The sequence below is a fragment of the Photorhabdus hindustanensis genome (genome assembly GCF_002968995.1).
Classification (GTDB): domain Bacteria; phylum Pseudomonadota; class Gammaproteobacteria; order Enterobacterales; family Enterobacteriaceae; genus Photorhabdus; species Photorhabdus akhurstii.
On sequence record NZ_PUWT01000049.1, the window covers coordinates 35,879 to 58,661 of the forward strand.

Below are 22,783 nucleotides of genomic sequence, written 5' to 3' on the forward strand. Positions count from 1 at the left end.
ATTTATTCAGGGAAAGTATGAGAAACAAATTAATTATATTATCAATATTATTATTAACACTGCTCAATATTACAAAATCAATTGCCTCATGTAAATTAAGCAAGAATTTTAAAGCAATTGATTTAAATGTTGAGATAAATGAAATTATCAATGCAGACTTTAATATTCGAAGACCTATTATCATCGCTGAATACGGTCCTATGGAGCTGGCTAACAAAATAGGAATTAAAGCCGACTCAACCATTGCTAGCTGTGATAATAATGAAGATATATCTTTCGAAACAACATCAGGTAGAATAGGATTCGCCAAAGAGAGTGGTCGGATAAAAACCAGTGTAGATAATTTATATTTTTCCATATCTTATGACGGAGATGTTAAGGGTAGCTCTCATGATGGCATCAATAGAAAAATAACTTTAAGAGATATTGGTAAAATAACAATTAATCTTATTCAAGAGAGTGATATCAAATCAGGCTCCATACTAAAAAGAGGGTTTATATCTTCTTTATCAACAAGTGATGGTAAAAAATTAATAAATATAAAATATAATAAGGAAAATATCATTGGCAGTCAAAGCTGTATGACATCCACACCCTATAAAGAAATAAAACTTGGCAAGATTCATACTTCTTCATTTAAAGGGAGAGGCTCTACTGCTGGTCGTAATAACTTTTATATTCTCATTCAATGTAAAGATAAAAATATCCCCACGATTAAGTTCACAGGAGAAGTAGTGAGTCCAAGCCTAAATAGCATTGTTAAACTACACCAATACAGCGAGGGAAAAACAGCCAGAGGTATTGGCGTTCAATTGTTGCATGAAAATAATCCTGTTGATATGGATACATCTCTTTCTATAACTGAATGGGGAGGTGAAAAAGATCTTTATTATTTACCGCTTACTGCCCACTATTACCAAATAGATGATAAAGTAACCGGAGGAAAAGCTAATGCAACAATTCATTTCACAATTGAATACAAATAGCTTTACAAACCACATAATTTAACTTAAATTATTAACATCATGATAACATGAGAAACAAGAGACATTTTCCTCAGTGATGTTAATAATACAGCAGAATTAAAACCTGATTTAGACACTAGATAAAGCTGCCATATTAATTTCACTAATAAATTATATCGGGAAGATAATGGCGCTACTCTCGCTTCGTTGTATTATTAATAAATCGCGTTATTAGTAAATTGCGTTGTCAGTAATTAAGAATAAATCTCAACAGGCATAGATATGAAATCTTATTTACGGTTATTAATTTCTGCTGTTTTACTGTTTAATATCAATAAAATAGATGCTGCTTGCATCTCAGAATCCACAACGAGTAGCGGCACTGTATATTTTGATTTAAATTCACTTAAATTAAACTTAAATACATCAAACACTAAAAGTATTCATGTCGCCAGATTTAGTGCTGAACAGTTAGCTAGCAGTATGGGGCTAAATATAAATGATCCTATTTTTTCATGTGATGACAACGGATATTTGGTTTTTGGTGAAAGTGTTTATCCCAGCATAGCCGGTAGTACAAAGCATGGGACCGGAAAGTTAACAACAGGCATAGATAATCTCTATTTATATTTTGTTGCTTCTACCGGTAACTTAAATAATATGAAATATCCCACAATGGATGGCAGAAGTTATATCTATTATCCTCCAGAAAAGAAAAAAATCACCTGGAAAGATATCGGTGATATTGATGTTTATCTCTATAAAGAAGGCGCAATTAAATCGGGAAGATCACTACATGCTGGAATAATTTCCCTATTACAAACATCGAACGGCATCCGTCTAATAACAATAAGAAACAAAACAAGATATCATGTTACTGCTCAAGGCTGCATGGCGCTATCTGGCGATCAAACCGTTAGATTTCATGATGTTTATAGTTCTTCGTTTAAAGGAAAAGGAACAACTGCCGGCTACGCTGATTTTAATATCGGCATTGAATGCACAGAAAAAATCGAACCTACCATTACATTTTCAGCAAGAACAATCAGTGGCGCCCCAGAGAGTATTATTCAATTAAACAGAGCTAATGCAACGAATACAGCAAAAGGGGTTGGTGTGCAAATCTTATATATGGGAGCACCCGTTCCTATTGGAAAACCATTTGTCGTCGGTCATTCTGACAGGAATGCTCGTTATAATTTACCTTTCACTGCCCGCTATTACCAAACCGATGATAGAATAACAGGCGGAAAAGCTAACGCAATAGCACATTTTACCGTTCAATATGAGTGATATTAAGTATAGACTGTAGGATATTTTATTATCAGGATAATCAACATGGAACAGACAGTTATACACACCAATCAAGCGCCGCTGCCAGAATATGACAACGGATTTATCACTCAAATCGAGTATGGAACGGTTGTTAATAACCCCCAAGTGCATTTCTGGCAAGCTCGTTTTGAACTTTCACATTATCACGATGAATTGTTCAATCAATTAAATCTCCCCTTCCCTGCTACATTAGCTAAAGCCGTCAAGAAGCGGCGGGCTGAATATCTGGCGGCACGTTATTGCGCCAGACAACTTTTAGCGCAATTAGGGCAACCGGAATTTAATTTGATCTCCGGTAATGATCGCGCTCCAATCTGGCCGGAAGGTATTTGCGGTTCTGTTTCTCATTCAACTTATTGTGCAATTGTGCTGGCTGCGCCGCAAATTCATAACAGATTAATTGGTGTCGATGTAGAAGCTATCGTCGATCGTCAAAATATGGATGAAATCACAAGAATGATTGTCAATGACAGAGAAATTCAACTTCTGAAACATTGTCATTTACCACTTGAACAAGCGTTTACCCTCGCTTTTTCTGTAAAAGAGAGTTTATATAAAGCGCTATATCCACAAGTAAAACGGTTCTTTGGCTTTGAAGCGGCGGAGATTATTAACCTATCACTTGAAAATAATGAAATAACATTAGCGTTGCGGGAAACACTCACTCCTCATTACCCAACAGGTACAATATTTCGTGGGCAATTTATCATCTATCCACAAGAAATATTAACGTTAATTATTCAATAAGTTAAAACAATAATTTCTGATGCTGACCTTGATCTGCAATTTAACCAATGAAATCGAGAACAGCCGTAGATTAACTGATTAATTATTCTATATCTACCAATAGCTCATCGAATTGACTTACAAATAGCTAAACTTTGCGACAACATCGAAATAATAAAAGAAGATCGTTCGAATTATTATAAGAACTTGCTGGATAGGGCGATTTTATGCAGCGCCGACTGGCGCTGCAACAATGGCAACAACTAAGCGGAGGGTTGGACATCCGACCAGACTGAAATAACCGCAACCGCCCGAGCCCGCCCGCCGGCGCCGTCAGTCTTCAACAGAACCGGTACCACAGACACTTGCGTCGATGCCGTGTAGCTATCGCCCGCTTGTTTAACGTATCTTGCGTTCTCCCCTTCACCTCGGTGCCCGGTACTGAGTGATAAGGGTTTGTTGGCCGCATCAGTAAACGCGAAGGCGACATCTTCTATTGAAGAGGCCAGGGCATTCGGTTTCCCCGGCACAAAGGGTCCATCGATCCGGTAGAGCAGGCGTGAATTTTGAAAGACATCTTCATCGCCGGAACAGGTGCTGCTTATCCCTATCTGCCTCGCTGACTCTAGTGGATCTCCCGCCTGTTTACCCGCTCTTTTCACTGTTCCCCAATCCACCGATGACGGGGTAAGGACAACGGCACAGGTGGACGGCTTTTTAACGGATGAGAGGATGACGGTAGTCCATAGGGGTTTCAGCATGCCGTTAGAACCGGATATTGCTGTCGGAGTCCAGCCGATCGCGCCCACGGACAAATAACTGCCGCCCGGTTTCGCATTGAAATTGCCGTCACTGTCCGGGTAAATCGCCCCGGTCACCGAGCGGACACTGATATCAACCAGACCGTTGGCATCCGGGACGCAGGGAATGCTGGCGTCGTTATTCCCTTTGACCAGACTGGTTGATTGATAGGTTCCGGGTGAACCGTGCGTCTGGCAAGAGAGTGAAGATTGCCCGATATCAACCATAAAGTCGCCAGCCTTTCCTACCCGGACACTATTCGATGGAGACAAAGAGATCGATGAGCCGGTTCCCGAATCCACGGTGTAGGCCATCCGCTGCGTATCGGCAGGGACGCGACAGGTTGTCGACCAGTCAAGAGGGCCGCTGGTGGTATATCCCACTATTTCATCCCGTGAATAATCACGCTTATCTTTGTTGTTCGGCATCATGGCATAGCCGGTGACGGTTACATTGCTAACCTTATTCATCAGTTCAGTTTCGCAGTCCTGATAAGTCTCCGCCGCCTGGAGTGGCAACGCGGTCAATAAAAAGACCAGTGACGCCCCCAGCCCCATGATAGTTGGCGCGGGGTTGGCTGCATGCCCGCCCCACAAACGTTCAGTGTTTAACATCCTTCTCTCCAAATTACTTATCTGTTCACATCGCTCTTTCACTGCCGGGGCTAACCTCGCTTTGGGTGGCGCCCCGGATATTAAAGCGATATCGGTGATATCTCATCGGGCATACCGGTCAGGCTGCCCATATGAAGGTCACGCTTATAGACACACGGCATCGGCCTGCACCAGTTTCCCGGGAGAATCGGACGACACCTGATAACGGGTGGTGCATTGTTGATCTGCCCCGCTGCCCCATTTAACTTTCACATGACCGGCGGACGGCATGCCGCTCAGATAAACCCGGCCGTTATCGCCCACAATGCCGCTGCCGGCTTGAGTAGCGTTTCCTGCCAGCGTCGCGGCGGCGCCAAAGGGCACGGGTTTGCCATTATGTGTCAGGGTCAACAGCAACTGGCTGCCCAGCCGAACCTGATAGTTCGCCAGCGTCACCGCCCCTTTGGTCGGGTAAACGTTGCGGCTGGTCTGGTCAATATCCACCCCTTCCGGCAGGGTGGACGGGTCCAGATTGATGGTGTTTTTGTGGTAGACCGATCCGCCCGGCAGCACAGCGTAGCCACGCCAGTCGGTCTGTACGTTGCCGTTGCTGACCGTCACCCCTTTCGCACCGGGGGCGCGAACCAATACCGCGGTATCCCCCAGCGAGCGTGACAGCGTTATTCCGTAAGGATGGACCAGCAGGGCGCCAGAAGTGCCATAGGTCAAATGCTGGCTGTCTGCGTTGTCATTGTAGCCAAGATTGGCGCTTCCCTGACTGCCCTGATAGCCCAGCGACAACGCGCGACTGTTTTGCTGGCCGCTGTTCCCCCAGCCTTGCTGGAGGTTATAACTCAGGCGGTTATCCCATAACATGCCGCTGATGCCGGTCTGCTGAGAGAGGTTGCCCTGCGAGTCGCGCGAGGCGGTATAGCGGGCGTAAACGCCCCGTAACGCCGACGATGACCCAAAGAGACTGAACGGGACCTGCATATTGAATGACACCTGACGGTTCTCCGGCCAGTGACCCTCGCCCTTTATCCGAGAAATGTTATAGCTCAGGTTATAGCTGATCCCCATCAGCATCGCGTTGTAACCCAGGCTCAAGTTGTTGTCGGTACGGCCATTCCAGTAATCGTTGCGCGTCCCAGAGGCGTAAAGACTGCCCCAGCGTCCCAGTGTCTGGCGCAGGTTCACCTGCCAGGTGTTCTGACGCCGGTCAAGCGCCCACGGCGCCTGATATTCATTCAGGCTGTAGCCCATGCTGTTAACATCACTGAAACTGTAGTAATGCTCAGTGGAATAGCGGTAGGCGGCCAGATCAATGCCGGTGCCGGTACTGATCAGGTTCTTGGAATATTTTACGCGATAAGACTGGCCGAATTGTTTGCTCTCTTCCTGCCCTTTGATCTCCTGCAACTGTGCCTGCGCCAGAGTCACATCCGCAGACAGTGCGCCGAACGCCCCCAACGAAACGCCGGTGCCTAATACACTCGACTGGTAGTTGCCGGCGACCAGTCCCCCGCCGTACAGGGTGATACTATGGGGCAAACCATAGACCAGCGTACCCATCGTAAATACCGGGGAACGGTTGCCATTGGTAAGGCTGCCGCCGTGATATTGACCGGCCGTCAATTCATATTTAACGCCCCCGGGACGCTGCATCACCGGGACAGATGAAGAGGCTATTGTCGAGACGCGGGTGCGGCCATTTTCCTCTTTGATGGTTACCGTCAGGTCGCCGGCACTCCCGGTGGTATAGAGGTCGGTGAACCGAAACGGCCCCGGCGCCACCGTGGTTTGATACACGATATTGCCGTTCTGGGATACCGTCACCTGCGCATTGGAGTTCGCCACACCGGTTATCTCCGGGGCAAAACCGCGCTGACTGTCGGGCAACATCGCCTCCTCCGAAGCCAATTTCATGCCCCGAAACGGGATGCTGTCAAAAATATCACCACCAGTATAGGTTTCACCCGCCGTGAACTCACTGCGCAGTGAGGGAATATCACGTTGTAGATAGGTATTACTCACCTGCCATTGGGTCTGTGCCGGCGTGGAAAAACCGGAGGCGCCCTCGTTGCGCTGACGATTGTAACTGTAAGTTTGCGTGCTGCGCAGACGCCACGGCCCCAGATTCAACCCGTTACGAAAAGAAGCAAACAGATTACGGGAACGTGATCCTTCCCCGTTTCCCTGGCGGTCATAACGTCCTTCCGAACCGTTGACAGTGTAGTTCATTAAAAAAGCCGGGATTCCAGAATCCCAGAGTGATGGGTCAACCGTTCCAGAGTAATGAGGCTGCATGGCGACCTGCGGGACACTGAGATCCAGACGCAACCGGGCGAAATCCAGAGTCGCGCTGGCGTGCGGGATCTTTTTCGCCAGATCCGTGATGAGGCTGTCGTCCGCTTTACCCTTAAAAGCCGGTAATCCGCGGGTATTGACCCCGTACCCTTCCAGTTGTGCGACGGTTAATACTGGTTGGAGATGGCCGTTAACCAGCCTGAATTCAATCTCGCGGTTGTCCACCTTATTCTGGTTCAAGTAGACATCGACCAGATAGCGTCCGGGGGCGACATAGCCCGCGTTTTCATACGCCGAGAGATCGACATGGCTGCGTTCACCGTCAGCACCCATCAGGAATGCGGGATTAAAGTATTCCCGCGCCGAGGCGGGCAGGGCCGTTGCCGTCAGTGAACACAGCAGACATAGGTAGACCGGACGGGGCCGGAAACCGCCCGGTTGACCGGGCACGCGCTGGTTACCCGCCCGCAGTGCAGACGGAAATAAAGTGTTTATTGCCATAGCTCATCTCTGCTTCTAATTAAGCCTGTGCTTGTTGATATTGAAGTCACTCTGCCGGTACACCGTCCGCCGATGCGGCGGGTTTATAACGGAACATGGCGATCCTGACTGTCACCGGGAAAACGCCAGACCAGTGGCCCCTGTACCCCGGTGGTAAATGAATAGGTCTGTATGCCTTTCGGGGGCACCAGCGCCTGGCGTGTGTGGTCATCCGCCTGTTGTGTTCCTACTTTTAAGGCAGAAAAGGCCAGAAAATAGGGCGTGGGATTTTCCACCCGCAACTGCGTTCCCTGAAGGGAAAATTTCACCTGTTTAGCCACCGTGGCGTTATCCCGGGCGGGGACGCCTTGAGGACGATAAAACAGCCGAATATTCATCTGTAAGGCGACCTGTACTTGCGAGTTTTTGCCGGTTTGGTGTTTAGAGGCTCCCATCTCCGGCACGGCGACGCCGGGGATAGCCCGCAGCGAGATCACAAAGGCCGATTCCCGATCCGGCGGTAACGACCCGCCAAGCTGGCGAATACGGAACGAAAATCTCCCGCCGGCTTCGACCCGTTTTAACGGCGGCAGGACAACAAAAGGGGGAACTTGCCCGGTTTTGGTGTCAAAGCGACCGGTATCGGGGTCCATCGGGCTGACAAACCCCTGTACCAGATAGCCCTGCGCCGTGTGATTGGTCATACTGAGGGTCACGCCGCCCGGACTGTCTTTAGCCACATAAGACAACTGCATCGGGGAGAACGATAACCCCTGATTCTCAGCCGCCTGCGCCTTAAACAGGCTCCCTAGCAATAGGGCGAAACAAAAGGGAGACATCATGGCCGCCCAATGCGCCCGTTTATGCCCGTTACTGACTCTCTTCACTTTCCACCTCTGGATAAAACAAGGGCGAATTTAACGCGCCACGTTGGCGGTAAACCGGTTTGAAGCCCCACCGTAATCATTAATCATCGACCAGCTCACCGATTTTTTGTCCTGCTGTCCGACATAGGTCACACAATCCCGTGGCGCTATCATGGAGGGATAGCGATTCAGATCGAGCGCCTGTCCGTCCAGCGTGAGGCTGTCCAGTGACAGGAAATACGGCGTAGGATTGCACGCCTTAACGCCATCGGGTTGCGACTGAAAGCGGAGCTGTCCATACGCCTCTTCCGGCAACATCGGCAGGCCCTGCGGTCGCCAGAAAAACTTAATTCGCATGCCCACGCTCATCGACGCCTGATCCCGAGTGTGCTCCGCCGCCATCTGATGGGCGGCGGGGATAGCGTTCATCTGGACATACCCAAGCGATTCCCGATCCACCGGAAAGGGGGACAGATTAAACGTCGGCAAAATACGCAGACTGTTCTGATTATTGGCCTCCAGCCTGAATAGCGGCGGCGTCACCACAAACGCTGGGGCGGTTTTCGCCTGATCGCCCGTGATTCTCACCTGAACCAGCCACGCCTGAGGCGTGGTATTGACTACTGTCAGCGTCTGCGCCCGCTCGCCCTGGGTAAAAATCACCCGGGTTTTATTCAGGCTGATACCGGCGGCCTGACAGGGTTCTGCGCTGATCACGCCTAACCCCAGCCAGAATAATAGTAGTGGCGCCAGCCTGTACCGCGCTGGGCATATCCGACCTTGCTCCACATTCACTCCTGAGACCGTTACCTGAGATGTCCTCAGTGATAGTCAAACTGAAATTGAATGTGCGCGGTCAGCTCACCGGGGGTGGGGACAGCCGTGCCGGATTCATGTCGCATATCCATCTGGAAGGTGATTTGACCGTCTTTAACGGCGCTACCCGGTGATGCCAAATCCACATAATCGCCATTTTTCAGGTAGCTTCCCAGTCCGCCTCCCGGTGATTGATAGCGCAGGCCAAATCCCACGTTTCCCGCCACAGAGGAAGATTTATCCCGAAATAACGTCGGGTGGTTTTCCGGTGTGGGGCCGGCTATTTTAATCGCCGGGGTACGGCCCGCTCGGGCTGATCCCGCGCAGCCTGACAATGCCAGCGTAACAGGCTTGTTGTCCGCCGCTTCGATATGTTCCGCACTGCGTTGCACTTCGTTAAGCGGAATGGATGAAAACTCGACACGGGATGTCTGCACGTTAAGTTCACAGGTTGGCTGTTCCAGTGTCAGAGCCAGCGTCAGTTCTGCCGTGTTGGTGCTCGCGCCTCCGGGCAGGGGGGCGGTACAGAGCAAACCGGCCAGGGTTGTCCGTCTGATAAAAGTCCACGATTTGCGCATTACGGTATCTCCCCTTTATAGGATGATGATCCTCCGAGGTCATTAATCACCGTCCAGCTTACTTTGGCCGGGTAATGTACCCCCTTGAGCGGGAAAGACAGGGCCGAAAACGGAGAAACCATGTTCTCTTTCTGTTGTTTCGTCATCAGTTCCTGTCCGCCCACTTTCAGGGAAGCGAAGGTGATGTAATAGGGTGACGGATTCGTGACCGTGATCCCTTCGGCGGTTGGTTTGAAGCGCAAAGCGCCGAAGCCCTTTTCCGGCCTAATCGGCAACCCTGACGGGCGATACATCAGCTTAATTGTACTAGCCATAGCAATCTGTATACCCCCGGTAACCTGCTGACGGGAGGGATTGTCGGTTTTATGGCTTAACGGGATAGCCTTCGCAGTAAACCAAAACAGGGATTCCCGGTCGGTGGGCAACACCTGGCCGGTTTTGATGATACGGACCTGATTCTGAGTGCCGGGCTCCAGGCGAAACAGGGGCGGCGTCACCAGAAACGGCGCGGTCGTACTTCCCCCTGGGGTGGTACTGACCGTCATCTGCATCAGATAGACGGCCTCCTTACTGCTATTGCTCACCGAGGCGGTTGCCGCATGGCGGTCAGCCGAGTAGATAATGCGGGTAGTATCAAGACCCACCCCCCCAGCCTGCGCGGCGGTGACTGCTCCGCCTAACAGGCCGGTCATTATCATCGCTGTCATCAATCTTTTCACTGAGTCACCTGAATGTGTCTGTGTTGGTGATGTGTAAGCAAGAATTGGACCTCCCTGTCCAATTCCACTGTTACGATGTTCCTGACGCCTAACGGCGCTAATTATGGATACGCTATACCCACGACCAAGTTTGCTGTGGAGGCTGCTGCTTGTACCGCGGTATTGGCATCAGCAATCTTCACCAGCCCTGCCTTAAGCGTGATGGTATTATCAGCGGCTACTGCGGCTCGGGTATTGGCATCGTGTAGGTCAATTGCTTGGTTTGGTTGCACTCGTACACCATTCAGCGTCAGACTAACCGCATGGTCTTGGACTACGGGATTACCATGAGCATTGCTAGTAAGCTGAAAGAAATTGTCATTTGGTCCTACTCGTGTGCCTGTAATAGTCAACTGAGCTCCGTTAGGAGCATCGCTGAATAGGGGGCAGCCGCTCGTTCTAATCGTGACATCTTGTAATCCAACTGCCAGTCCGCCCGGGCCCGCTACTTGAGAAAAGGCTGCTGTTGAAGCATTAAGAGCGACAACGGGTATTGCCTCAAACTGACAAGCGCCCTGAACCACGTTAGAGTTCACCACCAGCTGATTATGACCATTAGCTTCAACATCAACTGCCAACGCCTGCGACATTCCCCCCAAGCACAGTGCCGCTGCCACACAAGTCTTCAAAATTTGCTTTTTCATTTCATCTATTCCTTATCTACATCTACTGAATACATTTTGCCTAAAACAACACCATGACAGATTAAACAATCGGACCGCCAAGGCGGTGCGTTTACTGGTCATTTAGAGTTATTTTGTTCAGTTATTAACTTGATGAAATATATGAATATAAATATTCACCTAATGAAATCACATCTGACTTATATCGTTTTGTTTCAGGATTTCTGCCTTTGGCATAAGAAAACGAATATTAAATCGTTCAGAAAAACAACATCTCGACATCGGGAATATTCGTACAAAAAGAAATAATTTCTTTTTGTTATCAAAAGAATGCATAACTTTTTACAAAAAAATACAAAAAATCTCTTTTAAGTGATGAAATTTTCCGTATACTGCCCCGGCGGTTGAAGATAACCGAACAAAATAACTCTAAATGTTCGGTTTTTTGTTCCATATCGGAAATCGATGTCATTGAAAGTTACGCCGCGACTTTGAGTAATCCTTTTCCTCACTCTTACCTTTTCCCCCATTGCATAAAGATGCGGATCTCCAGCATCGAAAAAGCGTTACATTAAATATTCTTATTGATTTTCGGTATTAAGGGGATTTGTGAGACCTGATATCGGTATTAAATGTAAAATAGAACAATAACTACAAGCGCTTACCTCCAGTTATGCTTTAGGTCAGTTTGGCGATATGTAGATACCTCTATAATTAAGCCTTGAATTAATCCGCCAAATAGCAGTTCAAATCCTCCGTTAATACTTCATTAAATTTAAAAAAATCAAATAATTATTTATCATCACAATTAAAAACTGACATAATCTATTTATTAATTGTTATTTGAAAACCTTGAAATAGTATCTCAATTGAACTATTTTCAATTAGATGATTGATGGAGTAAAGAATCTTTATAATTTTCCCAGAATCTCTACTCATTACAGATATCAATCACTAGTAATGACATAAATAGATAGTTATAACAGTGAAGTTCAGTAGCCTATTTTATTAGGCAACTTCATTCTGCTTATTAACCCATAATCAATAAAGGTGGAAATATGACAACCGAACAACGTATTAGCTTTAAAGAATATTTGGAAAACGATAATATCACTAATGATGCCGCAGCTATTGGGAAATTCCTGGATTATCTAGCCGATAATGGCGGTATTGGAGAAATAGAATCAGGAACTTATACATGTAATTCATACTCCAGAGATAGTGAAAAAAAACCAATTAAACCCTTCAAACTTATTGGAGCTGGAATAGGAAAAACTATATTAAAACTTTCTAATAAAGGAAGTTTCCTTACCTGGAGAAATGCCACCGGTATCCATATAGAAGGTATCACTTTGGACTGTCAATATAGTCAATATAGCCCAGAGGAAATTGGAAACACTAGGATACATGGTTTTGTACTATGTAATTGTAATGATTGCTCCATTAGTCATTCAAAAGCCATTGATTTTTGCGGCACAGGGTTTATGGGATATATTGATACTAAAGATAAAACTGATACTGAAACTAATCCTGAAACTGATATTAGCACTAATATCAATACTGATACCTTACAACCCGGTGAAAAATATAAAGGAGTTTTCATTAGAAACTGTTATGCCCAGGCAACTAAAGCATTCAACGATTATATGGATTTAAAGAATGCCGATAATTCAGGAAATGCCGAAGAACTTAAGAAAAAACTCAGGAAAAAAGAATGTAACGGCGTATTGCTATCCAACTATTGGTACAGTGGTATATCAGACTGTACTGCGGAAGATATCTCCTTATTTGGTATCGAACTAAAACAAAATGCAAGATGGAATAAAGTCATTAACTGCAAGGCAATAAATTGCCAGTATGGATTTGGTATGGGACAACAAACCGATGTTAAAGATATTGGTTGTGAGAACAATACTGTAATTGGCTTTAAATCTATAAAATGCCATCACGGAGGAATTATTGGGAAAGGTAAATGCAATCATATCAATGATATGTATATCGATTTCACGGATATAATACCGGATAATTTAAAGAATGGATTCCGGTTACAATTAAAATCCAGATTTAATACTTTATCTGACATTAAAATAAACGCTCTCCAGAATGGAAGACCGGCCATTTACTATGAGAAAGGAGCAAACAATAACTATGTTGTTATTTCCAATTGTACCAATACAGATGGAAAGTTATTAGTTGCAAAATATATACACACCAACAGTCGATCTAGCGATACTATTGATAATATTACTCGGCTATGTAAATCTGACTCTAACAACGATGATATAATTGCATCCGGTGATCTGGATCGTAATAAGACTCATTATGATCATTCTGGTACAGATATTAGCTCATAATTTTATCTTATTACGCCATTTAGAGTTTAGTTTAGAAAGGAAACAACAGTTCTCTATCAATAAATAAAACCACTCTTTGGGTTTTAACCAGCGGAAATTATTGCCTTATCCCTCAAGAATAATGAAACCACATTACGATTGAGGGAAACTCTCATCTATCATTTTCAATAAAAATTCTATTTACTTAATATCCTTTTCCGTATTTATCTGTGAGTTATTGCCCACAGCAATTAATTCTTCCAACAAAGCTGAAAGCTGAATCAGCTTTTCCGGCGAAAAGGCTTTTTCAATAGCCTGATATCCCTGCTCCACCTGCTCTTTCGCCTTTTCATAAAGTTTCTGACCATCCGGGGTTAAAGAAACATAAAGTTTACGTTGGTCATTCATCGGTTTAAGACGAAAGATCAAGCCATCACGCTCCATGCGAGTCAATATCCCGGTCAAACTTGGGCGAAGAATACAGGTCTGGCAAGATAAATCATAAAAATCAATCGACCGATTATCAGACAGTACGCGGATAATACGCCACTGCTGTTCAGTCAAATTATGACTTTTAAGGATTGGGCGAAAAAAACCCATCGCGGTTTCTCGCGCTTGAAGTAATGCAATTGTCAGAGATTCATGCATGGGTAATGAAGGCTCTTATTTTTAGTTAATCACTGATTTACGAGTGCTATCTCACTCTATAACCACAATAAAAAAGACTAGCACGTCCCTCAGTCAACCACAAAGAAAAAATCATAAAAATATTAATAAGTAAACAAAAATAAACTCTGAAAATCAGGTTAATAAAAGGTTAATACAGGAGCAATCACTTTATCCACAAAAAGATTAATACACTGATTAATAACGATAAAAAATAAATTTAGTAGAGATATTGTTACTGAGATCACAATTAAAATTAACAAACACATTAACATATTGCAACAGTGCGCCTTGTGGTTTATTAATATATTAATAAATGCATCTTAAAACCACCAGTTTAAGTTCATGAGGAATCGTTAATGAAAGGCACTGTCTTCGCCGTAGCCCTCAACCATCAGAGCCAGGTAGATTTCTGGCGTGACTCATTTCAGCAAGCACCGTATAGCACTTTACCTAAGACACCTGTGTGGTTTATTAAACCACGGAATACCGTTATCACCTCCGGTGAAGCGATTCCCCATCCGGTAGGTGAAGAGGTTCAAAGCGGTGCGACGCTGGCATTAATAATAGGTAAAACCGCCCGCAAAGTTGCTATCGAAAACGCAGCCGAATATATCGCAGGTTATGCATTAGCTAATGAAGTCAGCCTGCCTGAAACCGCTTTTTATCGTCCGGCAATTAAAGCTAAGTGTCGTGATGGCTTTTGCCCCATAGGCCAAATGGCTCATCCTGAATCCATTGATGCGTTAGATATCATTACCGAAATCAATGGTCAGGAAGTCGATCGCTGGTCAACCGCCGATCTGGTGCGTTCAGCCACGGAATTAGTCGCAGCATTAAGTGATTTCGCAACCCTCAAAGAGGGGGATGTCATCCTGCTTGGGACGCCACACCAACGTGTCGCTATCAAACCGGGCGATAAAGTTGTTATTCGGGCAGCAGGTTTCCCATCACTGGAAAATCAGGTTGTGCAAGCGGGAGAAAAAGCATGAAACACGCAAGAGTTCACTATCAAGGTTGCGATTTGATTGTTACTGTCGATGAACAGGAAAATGTCTGTCTGACAGATGGCAGCAAAATCAGCGGCGAATCCGTCCAATGGTTGCCCCCCGCAAACGGTACCCTGTTCGCCCTCGGTTTGAATTATGCTGATCACGCCACCGAGCTGGAATTTAAGCCCCCCAAAGAACCGCTGGTTTTTATCAAGGCCGCCAATACGCTGACCGGTCATCGTCAGGTTTCCGTTCGCCCTGATAATGTGGAATACATGCATTATGAAGCCGAACTAGTTGTTGTCATCGGCAAAGCCGCCCACAAAGTCACCAAAGAACAGGCGATGGATTACGTTGCCGGGTACACCGTCTGTAACGATTACGCAATCCGTGACTATCTGGAAAATTATTATCGCCCTAATCTCCGGGTAAAAAGCCGCGATACATTGACGCCCATCGGTCCGTGGTTCGTCGATAAAGAAGATGTACCCGATCCGCATAATCTGACATTAAGCACCTGGGTTAATGGTGAATTGCGTCAACGCGGTACAACCGCTGATCTGATCTTCAATATTCCATTCTTAATCGCTTATCTAAGCGACTTTATGACGTTGCAACCGGGAGACATGATCGCCACCGGGACGCCAAAAGGATTATCCGATGTGGTACCGGGAGATGAAGTTATTGTTGAAGTTGAGAATGTTGGGCGTCTGGTCAACCGTATTGTCAGCCAGCAAGAGTATGAGGAGAGTTTGTAATGACCATGATTAACCATTGGATCAACGGCAAAAACGTCAGCAGTAGAACCTATTTTGAAACGACAAATCCTGCTACCGGCGAAGTGCTGGCAGAAGTCGCTGCCGGTGGTCAAGAGGAGATTGATCAAGCCGTCGCCGCCGCCAAGGAAGCATTCCCCAAATGGGCAGATCTGCCGATGAAAGAGCGTGCACGCCTGATGCGCCGTTTGGGTGAGTTGATCGATGAAAATGTGCCTGAAATCGCCTCAATGGAGACCAAAGATACCGGCCTGCCCATTCATCAAACACAAAATGTCCTGATCCCACGCGCTTCTCACAACTTCAACTTCTTTGCTGAAATTTGTCAGCAAATGAACGGCCATACCTATCCCGTTGATGACAAGATGCTCAACTATACGCTGGTGCAACCCGTTGGCGTTTGTGCGCTGATTTCCCCGTGGAACGTGCCATTTATGACCGCCACCTGGAAGGTTGCTCCCTGTTTAGCGCTAGGTAACACCGCAGTGCTGAAAATGTCAGAACTCTCCCCATTAACCGCAAACCGTTTAGGCGAATTGGCACTAGAAGCCGGTATCCCTGCCGGTGTGCTGAATGTGGTTCAGGGATATGGCGCTACCGCCGGTGACGCGCTGGTGAAACATCACGATGTACGCGCGGTTTCGTTTACCGGCGGCACCGTGACCGGTCGTCAGATTATGAAAAATGCCGGTCTGAAAAAATACTCAATGGAGCTAGGGGGAAAATCTCCGGTTCTGATCTTCGAAGATGCTGATATTGAGCGAGCACTGGATGCCGCTCTGTTCACTATTTTTTCTATCAACGGTGAACGTTGTACCGCAGGTTCACGTATTTTTATTCAGCAAAGTATCTACCCTGAGTTTATTAAACGTTTTGCTGAACGCGCTAATCGTTTACGGGTAGGCGATCCACAAGATCCAAATACCCAGATCGGCGCACTCATTAGCAAACCGCATTGGAAGAAAGTCTCCGATTATATCCGTCTGGGAGTAGAAGAAGGCGCCACGTTGCTGGCTGGCGGCCCAGATAAACCGATTGATTTACCGGCGCACCTAAAAGAGGGCAATTTCCTACGCCCAACGGTTCTGGCGGATGTTGATAACCGTATGCGGGTGGCTCAGGAGGAGATCTTCGGCCCTGTCGCCTGCCTGCTGCCATTCAAAGATGAAGCAGAAGGTCTGCGCCTGGCAAATGACGTGGAGTACGGTCTAGCTTCTTATATCTGGACGCAAGATGTCAGCAAGGTATTGCGTCTGGCCCGTAATATTGAAGCCGGCATGGTATTCGTCAACACCCAGAACGTCCGTGACCTACGTCAACCATTCGGCGGCGTGAAAGCTTCCGGCACCGGCCGTGAAGGCGGTGAATACAGCTTTGAAGTGTTTGCTGAGATGAAAAACGTCTGTATCTCTATGGGGGATCATCATATCCCGCGTTGGGGAATTTAACCGTTTCATCAGCGTTAACCACGGCGAATTACGGTTCGCCGTCCTGATATCAAATGAGGATTTTATGGGTAAGTTAGCGTTAGCAGCCAAAATTACACATGTGCCATCCATGTATCTGTCTGAATTACCGGGAAAACATCACGGTTGCCGTCAGGGAGCCATTGATGGTCACAAAGAGATTAGCCGCCGTTGCCGCGAAATGGGGGTCGATACCATTATTGTGTTTGATACGCACTGGCTGGTGAATAGTGCTTATCACATCAATTGCGCCGACCATTTCTCCGGCATTTACACCAGTAATGAATTACCCCACTTCATCCGGGATATGAGTTATGAATATGACGGCAATCCTGAATTGGGACAAATGATCGCAGAAGAGGCGCGCAATGTCGGCGTGCGTGCTCAGGCGCATGAAATTCCAAGCCTGAAACTGGAGTATGGCACGCTGGTACCGATGCGTTACATGAACAGTGACCGACATTTTAAAGTTGTCTCTGTCTCCGCGTTCTGCACCGTTCATGCTTTTGAAGATAGTCGTCGTCTTGGGGAAGCGATTCTGAAAGCGATTGAGAAATATGATGGCACTGTGGCGGTATTCGCCAGCGGTTCCCTTTCTCACCGCTTTATTGATGATCAGCGTGCCGAAGAGGGCATGAACAGTTACACCCGAGAATTCGACGAACAGATGGATCATCGGGTAGTTCAGCTCTGGAAAGAGGGCAAGTTCAAAGAGTTCTGCAAAATGCTGCCGGAATATGCAGATTATTGTTATGGCGAAGGCAATATGCACGATACGGTGATGTTATTAGGACTACTTGGTTGGGATAAGTATGACGGTAAAGTGGAATTTCTGACTGAATTGTTTGCCAGTTCCGGCACCGGGCAAGTCAACGCTGTATTCCCTCTACCTGATTACATCACCAATAAACCCGCTATCGCCTGATTTGGAGCAACCTATGCCACATTTTTATGCTGAATGTACAGAAAACATCCGTGAACAAGCCAATCTGCCAGAGTTGTTCGCCAAAGTGAATCAGGCGCTGGCAGATACCGGCATTTTCCCATTAGGCGGCATACGCAGCCGCGCCATCTGGCTGGATACCTGGCAAATGGCCGACGGTCAACATGATTATGCATTCGTCCATATGACACTAAAAATCGGCGCAGGACGCAGCCTTGAAAGCCGTCAACAGGTTGGTGAGATACTGTTTCCTCTGATCAAACAACATTTTGCCTCGCTGATGGCCCAACGTTACCTTGCTCTCTCTTTTACAATGGAAGAATTAGACCCGGTATTGAACTACAAACAAAATAACGTCCATGCCTTGTTTCGTAAGGAGTAGTGATGCCGAAATCTTTTCATCAGCATCCTCCTCGTTGGTTAATCCCTTTATTAGGCGCGCTAGTGGCCTTCGGGCCTCTGTCGATTGATATGTACCTGCCAGCCTTGCCGGAAATGGCAAGGCAATTACAGGCAACACAAGGGCAAATGCAGCATACCTTAGGCGTATTTTTCGCCGGTTTCTGTATTGGCATGCTGTTATACGGCCCACTGAGCGACCATTTAGGGCGCAGAAAACTGCTGCTTAGCGGTATCGCATTATTCGTCGTCGCCAGTGCGTTGTGTACCTTGGCGACACAAGTTGAACAGCTGATTTTACTACGCGCATTACAGGCATTCGGCAGTGGCGCCGCGGTAGTCATGGGCAGAGCTATCGCCCGTGATATCTATAGCCCACAGGAATTACCACGTGTGCTATCACTCATGACTTTAGTGACCATGATAGCGCCACTTATCGCCCCATTACTCGGTGGCTTCTTGTTAACCTATTTCAATTGGCAGGCCATATTTACGCTATTGGGCCTGTTCGGTTGTATCAGTGGAATATTATTACTATTTTTCTTGCCAGAAACGCTGCCCGCTCAGAGTAACAATGGAAAACTTATCACCGCGTTTAAAAATTACGGCAAATTACTGACTGATGGCGAAGCTATGGCAACTATCGGCACATTGGCATTCACTTGCGCCGCCATGTTCGCATTTATCAGTGGCTCCCCTTTCGTCTATATCAATTATTTTCAGGTTCCGGCGAATTACTACGGCTTACTGTTCGCCTGTAATGCGCTAGGCATGATGGCAATAGTGCTGCTTAATGTCCGTTTACTAAAAGTCTACGATGTTTCTCGTCTGTTATTTATCCAAACCAGTGCTCAATTACTGTTCGGCATCTTGCTGGTGATCTTTTATCAGCAAAGTCTGACTGTGATCGTCATTTTGGTCGTACTGTTTATCTCGCTGGTTAATGCCATTGGTACTAACAGCCTCTCTTTATTACTTCAACATCGCGGTCAACTTGCCGGTAGCGCCAGTGCGCTCGCTATTTCCGCGCAATTCGGTATGGCCGCGTTTGCCAGCGTCGCCGTCTCTTTACTACAAGATGAAACCCCTTTTGCTATGGCCTTTGTGATGGCAGTTTGCGCTGGATTGTGTTGGTTATGCCAGCAGCTAGTAACTTTCTACCAGCGAAAACCTCTCACACAAGTGTCTTTAGGAGAAAAAAATCATGACAAATAATGTAAATACAGAATTACTGCGTCAACAAGCTTATATCAACGGGCAGTGGGTTGATGCCGACAACCAAGCAACGTTTAAGGTGACTAACCCGGCAAATGGAGAAGTTATCGCCCATGTCAGTAATATGGGAGCAACTGAAACAGAACGTGCAATTGCAGCCGCTCAACAAGCCCTGCCTGCCTGGCGAGCAATGACAGCCAAACAACGCAGCCAGATTCTGCAACGTTGGTTTCAGTTAATGATGGCAAATCAACAGGCGCTGGCTGAATTGTTGAGCCGGGAGCAAGGGAAGTCACAGGCAGAAGCTATGGGCGAGATCGCTTATGGCGCCAGTTTCATCGAATGGTTTGCGGAAGAAGGTAAACGCACCTACGGTGAAACTATCCCAAGCCCGATGCCAGGCCGACGGATCATCACGATCAAACAACCTATCGGCGTTGTGGCGGCGATCACACCGTGGAACTTCCCCAACGCCATGATCACCCGCAAGGTTGGCCCTGCGCTGGCTGCGGGCTGCACGGTGATCCTAAAACCCGCTTCAGAAACCCCACTTTCAGCTCTGGCTCTGGCCGCACTAGCGGAACAAGCAGGTATTCCCGCCGGGGTATTCAACGTGGTGACTGGCGTCGATGCAAAAACCATCGGTGGTGTTTTGACCCAAAGCCCGATTGTTCGCAAACTCTCTTTTACTGGCTCAACCCGCGTCGGCAAATTATTGATGGCACAAAGTGCCGACACCGTGAAAAAGCTATCGCTGGAATTGGGCGGCAATGCGCCATTTATTGTTTTTGATGATGCCGATATTGATGCCGCTGTACAGGGAGCGTTGATAGCCAAATTCCGCAACAGCGGTCAAACCTGTGTTTGCGCTAACCGAATTTTGGTTCAGGAAACCATTTATGACGCCTTCGCCGAACGTCTGGCACAAGCGGTCAATAAGTTGCAGGTCGGCCCGGCCAGCGATGCCAAATCACAACAAGGCCCACTGATCAATCAAGCCGCCGTCGATAAAGTAGAAGAACATATCAACGATGCCGTTTCTCGTGGCGCACGCATATTGGCCGGGGGTAAACCACACGCTCTGGGCGGTCTGTTCTTCGAACCTACCGTACTGGCTGATGTCAACGAATCCATGCTTATCTCCCAAGAAGAAACATTCGGACCTATTGCTCCTCTCTTCAAATTCCGTGATGAAGCAGAAGCCATCCATCTGGCGAATGATACTGAATTTGGTCTGGCGGCTTATTTTTATTCCCGCGATATCGGCCGAATTTACCGTGTGGCAGAAGCGCTGGAGAACGGCATGGTCGGGATCAATGAAGGCTTGATCTCTAATGAAGTTGCCCCATTTGGCGGCATTAAACAATCGGGCCTGGGACGTGAAGGTTCACGTTACGGCATCGAAGATTATCTGGAAGTGAAATACCTCTGCTTTGGCGGCATAGAGGACACAGGAGTTTAACCGCATGTTACAGAAAGAAGTCGTATCACAGGTTGCACATCGTCTGCATCAGGCAGAAAAAAGTCGTGAACAAATACGACAGATCTCATTGGATTACCCTGAAATCACCATCGATGATGCTTATGCTATTCAGCGTCACTGGGTGGAGTTGAAAATCGCCGAAGGTCGGGTACTCAAAGGCCATAAAATTGGCCTGACCTCAAAAGCGATGCAAGCCAGTTCACAAATCAGCGAGCCGGACTACGGCGCTCTGCTGGACGATATGTTTTTTCCTGATGGCAGTGATATTCCATGCGATCGCTTTATTGTGCCCCGTATTGAGGTTGAACTGGCATTTATTCTGGCAAAACCTTTGCGTGGCCCGAACTGCACCCTGTTCGATGTTTACAACGCGACCGATTACATCATTCCCGCGTTGGAACTGATCGACGCCCGTTGCCATAACATCGATCCGGAAACCAAGCGTCCACGCAAAGTGTTCGATACGATTTCTGACAATGCCGCCAACGGCGGCGTCATTATGGGCGGCCGGCCGATTAAACCTGATGCGTTTGATCTGCGCTGGATCAGCGCCCTGCTCTATCGCAATGGCGTGATTGAAGAGTCCGGCGTCGCGGCTGCGGTACTTAATCATCCGGCTAATGGTGTCGCATGGTTGGCAAACAAACTGGCTCCACATGGCGTTCAGCTTGAAGCAGGACAAATCATTCTCAGTGGATCGTTTACCCGCCCGGTTCCAGCCAATAAAGGGGATACCTTCCACGTAGATTACGGCCCCCTCGGCGCTATCAGTTGCCGTTTTGTTTAAGGAGGAAAAAATATGGATCGATTAACCAATAAATTTAAACAGGCATTAAAAGCAGGCCAACCACAAATCGGTCTATGGTTGGGGCTTTGTAGCCCCTATAGCGCTGAATTAGTGGCCGGAGCCGGTTTCGACTGGCTACTCATTGATGGCGAACATGCACCGAACGATGTTCAGACGATTTTAAGCCAATTGCAAGCCATCGCCCCTTATCCAAGCCATCCCATTGTGCGCCCGCCTTGGAATGATCTGGTCATCATTAAACAACTACTGGATATCGGCGCCCAAACTTTATTAATCCCCATGATACAAAACGCCGAACAGGCTTATGAAGCGGTTCGCGCAACCCGCTATCCACCGGAGGGTATCCGTGGCGTGGGTAGCGCTCTGGCAAGAGCTTCCCACTGGAACAGAACGCCTGATTATCTACATCGCGCCAACGATGAGATCTGCGTTCTGGTTCAGGTAGAAACCCGTGAAGCACTGCGTAACCTGCCGGAGATCCTCAAAGTAGACGGTGTGGATGGTGTTTTTATCGGCCCTGCTGATCTGAGTTCCGATATGGGCTTCACCGATAATCCGCATCACCCCGAAGTGAAAGCGGCAATTGAGCAGGCAATCGGCCAAATCAAAGCGGCGGGTAAAGCGCCGGGCATTCTGATGTCAGCGCCCAATGTTGCCGAGCATTACCTGAAACTCGGCGCACTGTTTGTTGCCGTTGGTATTGATACCACTTTACTGGCTCGTACAGCGGAAGCGCTGGCAGCACGATTTATCAAGGATAAAGAACTGCCGACAACACCTTCATCCGGTGTTTATTAATCTCAACCAATACCACATTAACAACCGATTTACCCGACAACCTTTTGATTTGCCAT

The 22,783-nt window shown here is 47.2% G+C and carries 21 protein-coding genes; 13 read left to right on the plus strand and 8 right to left on the minus strand.

Translation table 11 applies throughout. The features are described from left to right. Positions 1 to 17: 17 nt before the first annotated feature. From C6H66_RS17015 to C6H66_RS17025, 3 genes are all read left to right on the plus strand, one after another. Entirely contained in the window at positions 18 to 986 is a 969-nt protein-coding gene (locus C6H66_RS17015) for a fimbrial protein (protein WP_105396193.1), read from the plus strand. Positions 987 to 1,247: 261 nt separating this feature from the next. Then, positions 1,248 to 2,258, plus strand: a complete 1,011-nt coding sequence (locus tag C6H66_RS17020) for a fimbrial protein (RefSeq protein WP_105396194.1) — start codon at positions 1,248 to 1,250, stop codon at positions 2,256 to 2,258. 45 nt (positions 2,259 to 2,303) lie between these two features. Then, positions 2,304 to 3,047: a 4'-phosphopantetheinyl transferase family protein gene (locus C6H66_RS17025; protein ID WP_105396195.1), complete on the plus strand. Its 744-nt coding sequence runs from the start codon at positions 2,304 to 2,306 to the stop codon at positions 3,045 to 3,047. 242 nt (positions 3,048 to 3,289) lie between these two features. Here C6H66_RS17025 and C6H66_RS17030 read toward each other — a convergent pair whose 3' ends face one another. The 7 genes from C6H66_RS17030 to C6H66_RS17060 form a co-directional block, all read right to left on the minus strand. Next, on the minus strand, positions 3,290 to 4,441 hold the full coding sequence (locus tag C6H66_RS17030; RefSeq protein ID WP_046395654.1) for a hypothetical protein: 1,152 nt from the start codon (positions 4,439 to 4,441) through the stop codon (positions 3,290 to 3,292). Positions 4,442 to 4,585: 144 nt separating this feature from the next. Beyond that, positions 4,586 to 7,228, minus strand: coding sequence for a fimbria/pilus outer membrane usher protein (locus C6H66_RS17035; protein ID WP_105396196.1), 2,643 nt, complete (start codon positions 7,226 to 7,228; stop codon positions 4,586 to 4,588). 83 nt (positions 7,229 to 7,311) lie between these two features. Next, positions 7,312 to 8,094 carry a fimbrial biogenesis chaperone gene (locus tag C6H66_RS17040; protein ID WP_105396197.1) on the minus strand — a complete coding sequence of 261 codons (783 nt, stop codon included), beginning with the start codon at positions 8,092 to 8,094 and terminating at the stop codon, positions 7,312 to 7,314. 30 nt (positions 8,095 to 8,124) lie between these two features. Next, positions 8,125 to 8,790 carry a fimbrial biogenesis chaperone gene (locus C6H66_RS17045; RefSeq protein ID WP_248000709.1) on the minus strand — a complete coding sequence of 222 codons (666 nt, stop codon included), beginning with the start codon at positions 8,788 to 8,790 and terminating at the stop codon, positions 8,125 to 8,127. A gap of 104 nt (positions 8,791 to 8,894) precedes the next feature. Continuing rightward, entirely contained in the window at positions 8,895 to 9,467 is a 573-nt protein-coding gene (locus C6H66_RS17050; protein ID WP_105396199.1) for a fimbrial protein, read from the minus strand. Beyond that, the gene (locus tag C6H66_RS17055) at positions 9,467 to 10,186 is read right to left on the minus strand and encodes a fimbrial biogenesis chaperone (protein WP_105396200.1); all 720 of its coding nucleotides are present in this window, start codon (positions 10,184 to 10,186) and stop codon (positions 9,467 to 9,469) included. The genes C6H66_RS17050 and C6H66_RS17055 overlap by 1 nt, the downstream gene beginning before the upstream one ends. Positions 10,187 to 10,287: 101 nt before the next feature. After that, complete coding sequence (locus C6H66_RS17060) at positions 10,288 to 10,869, minus strand: hypothetical protein (protein ID WP_105396201.1); 582 nt, start codon at positions 10,867 to 10,869, stop codon at positions 10,288 to 10,290. 1,037 nt (positions 10,870 to 11,906) lie between these two features. Here C6H66_RS17060 and C6H66_RS17065 point away from each other — a divergent pair. Beyond that, positions 11,907 to 13,202, plus strand: coding sequence for a hypothetical protein (locus C6H66_RS17065; RefSeq protein ID WP_040150299.1), 1,296 nt, complete (start codon positions 11,907 to 11,909; stop codon positions 13,200 to 13,202). Positions 13,203 to 13,382: 180 nt separating this feature from the next. On the opposite strand, the gene hpaR is transcribed toward C6H66_RS17065, so the two are convergent. Continuing rightward, on the minus strand, positions 13,383 to 13,829 hold the full coding sequence (gene hpaR / locus C6H66_RS17070; protein WP_040150297.1) for a homoprotocatechuate degradation operon regulator HpaR: 447 nt from the start codon (positions 13,827 to 13,829) through the stop codon (positions 13,383 to 13,385). Positions 13,830 to 14,206: 377 nt separating this feature from the next. Between hpaR and C6H66_RS17075 the strand changes: the two genes are divergently transcribed. The 9 genes from C6H66_RS17075 (at position 14,207) to hpaI (ending at position 22,727) form a co-directional block, all read left to right on the plus strand. Beyond that, positions 14,207 to 14,839: a fumarylacetoacetate hydrolase family protein gene (locus C6H66_RS17075; protein WP_105396202.1), complete on the plus strand. Its 633-nt coding sequence runs from the start codon at positions 14,207 to 14,209 to the stop codon at positions 14,837 to 14,839. Further along, the gene (locus C6H66_RS17080; RefSeq protein ID WP_105396203.1) at positions 14,836 to 15,597 is read left to right on the plus strand and encodes a fumarylacetoacetate hydrolase family protein; all 762 of its coding nucleotides are present in this window, start codon (positions 14,836 to 14,838) and stop codon (positions 15,595 to 15,597) included. The genes C6H66_RS17075 and C6H66_RS17080 overlap by 4 nt, the downstream gene beginning before the upstream one ends. Further along, on the plus strand, positions 15,597 to 17,063 hold the full coding sequence (gene hpaE / locus C6H66_RS17085; protein WP_105396204.1) for a 5-carboxymethyl-2-hydroxymuconate semialdehyde dehydrogenase: 1,467 nt from the start codon (positions 15,597 to 15,599) through the stop codon (positions 17,061 to 17,063). Before C6H66_RS17080 ends, hpaE begins: the two co-directional genes overlap by 1 nt. Positions 17,064 to 17,127: 64 nt before the next feature. Beyond that, complete coding sequence (hpaD, locus tag C6H66_RS17090) at positions 17,128 to 18,006, plus strand: 3,4-dihydroxyphenylacetate 2,3-dioxygenase (RefSeq protein ID WP_040150290.1); 879 nt, start codon at positions 17,128 to 17,130, stop codon at positions 18,004 to 18,006. Between the two features lie 13 nt (positions 18,007 to 18,019). After that, a complete protein-coding gene (locus C6H66_RS17095) occupies positions 18,020 to 18,406 on the plus strand; it encodes a 5-carboxymethyl-2-hydroxymuconate Delta-isomerase (protein ID WP_065391252.1) in 387 nt (128 codons plus the stop codon). A gap of 2 nt (positions 18,407 to 18,408) precedes the next feature. Beyond that, the gene (locus tag C6H66_RS17100) at positions 18,409 to 19,638 is read left to right on the plus strand and encodes a Bcr/CflA family multidrug efflux MFS transporter (RefSeq protein ID WP_181150228.1); all 1,230 of its coding nucleotides are present in this window, start codon (positions 18,409 to 18,411) and stop codon (positions 19,636 to 19,638) included. Beyond that, complete coding sequence (locus C6H66_RS17105; protein ID WP_105396205.1) at positions 19,628 to 21,100, plus strand: NAD-dependent succinate-semialdehyde dehydrogenase; 1,473 nt, start codon at positions 19,628 to 19,630, stop codon at positions 21,098 to 21,100. The genes C6H66_RS17100 and C6H66_RS17105 overlap by 11 nt, the downstream gene beginning before the upstream one ends. Before the next feature lie 4 nt (positions 21,101 to 21,104). Beyond that, positions 21,105 to 21,908: a 2-oxo-hept-4-ene-1,7-dioate hydratase gene (hpaH, locus tag C6H66_RS17110; RefSeq protein ID WP_046396111.1), complete on the plus strand. Its 804-nt coding sequence runs from the start codon at positions 21,105 to 21,107 to the stop codon at positions 21,906 to 21,908. 12 nt (positions 21,909 to 21,920) lie between these two features. Continuing rightward, positions 21,921 to 22,727 (plus strand): 4-hydroxy-2-oxoheptanedioate aldolase, encoded by an 807-nt coding sequence (gene hpaI / locus C6H66_RS17115; protein WP_105396206.1) that lies wholly within the window; start codon positions 21,921 to 21,923, stop codon positions 22,725 to 22,727. Positions 22,728 to 22,783 lie beyond the last annotated feature (56 nt).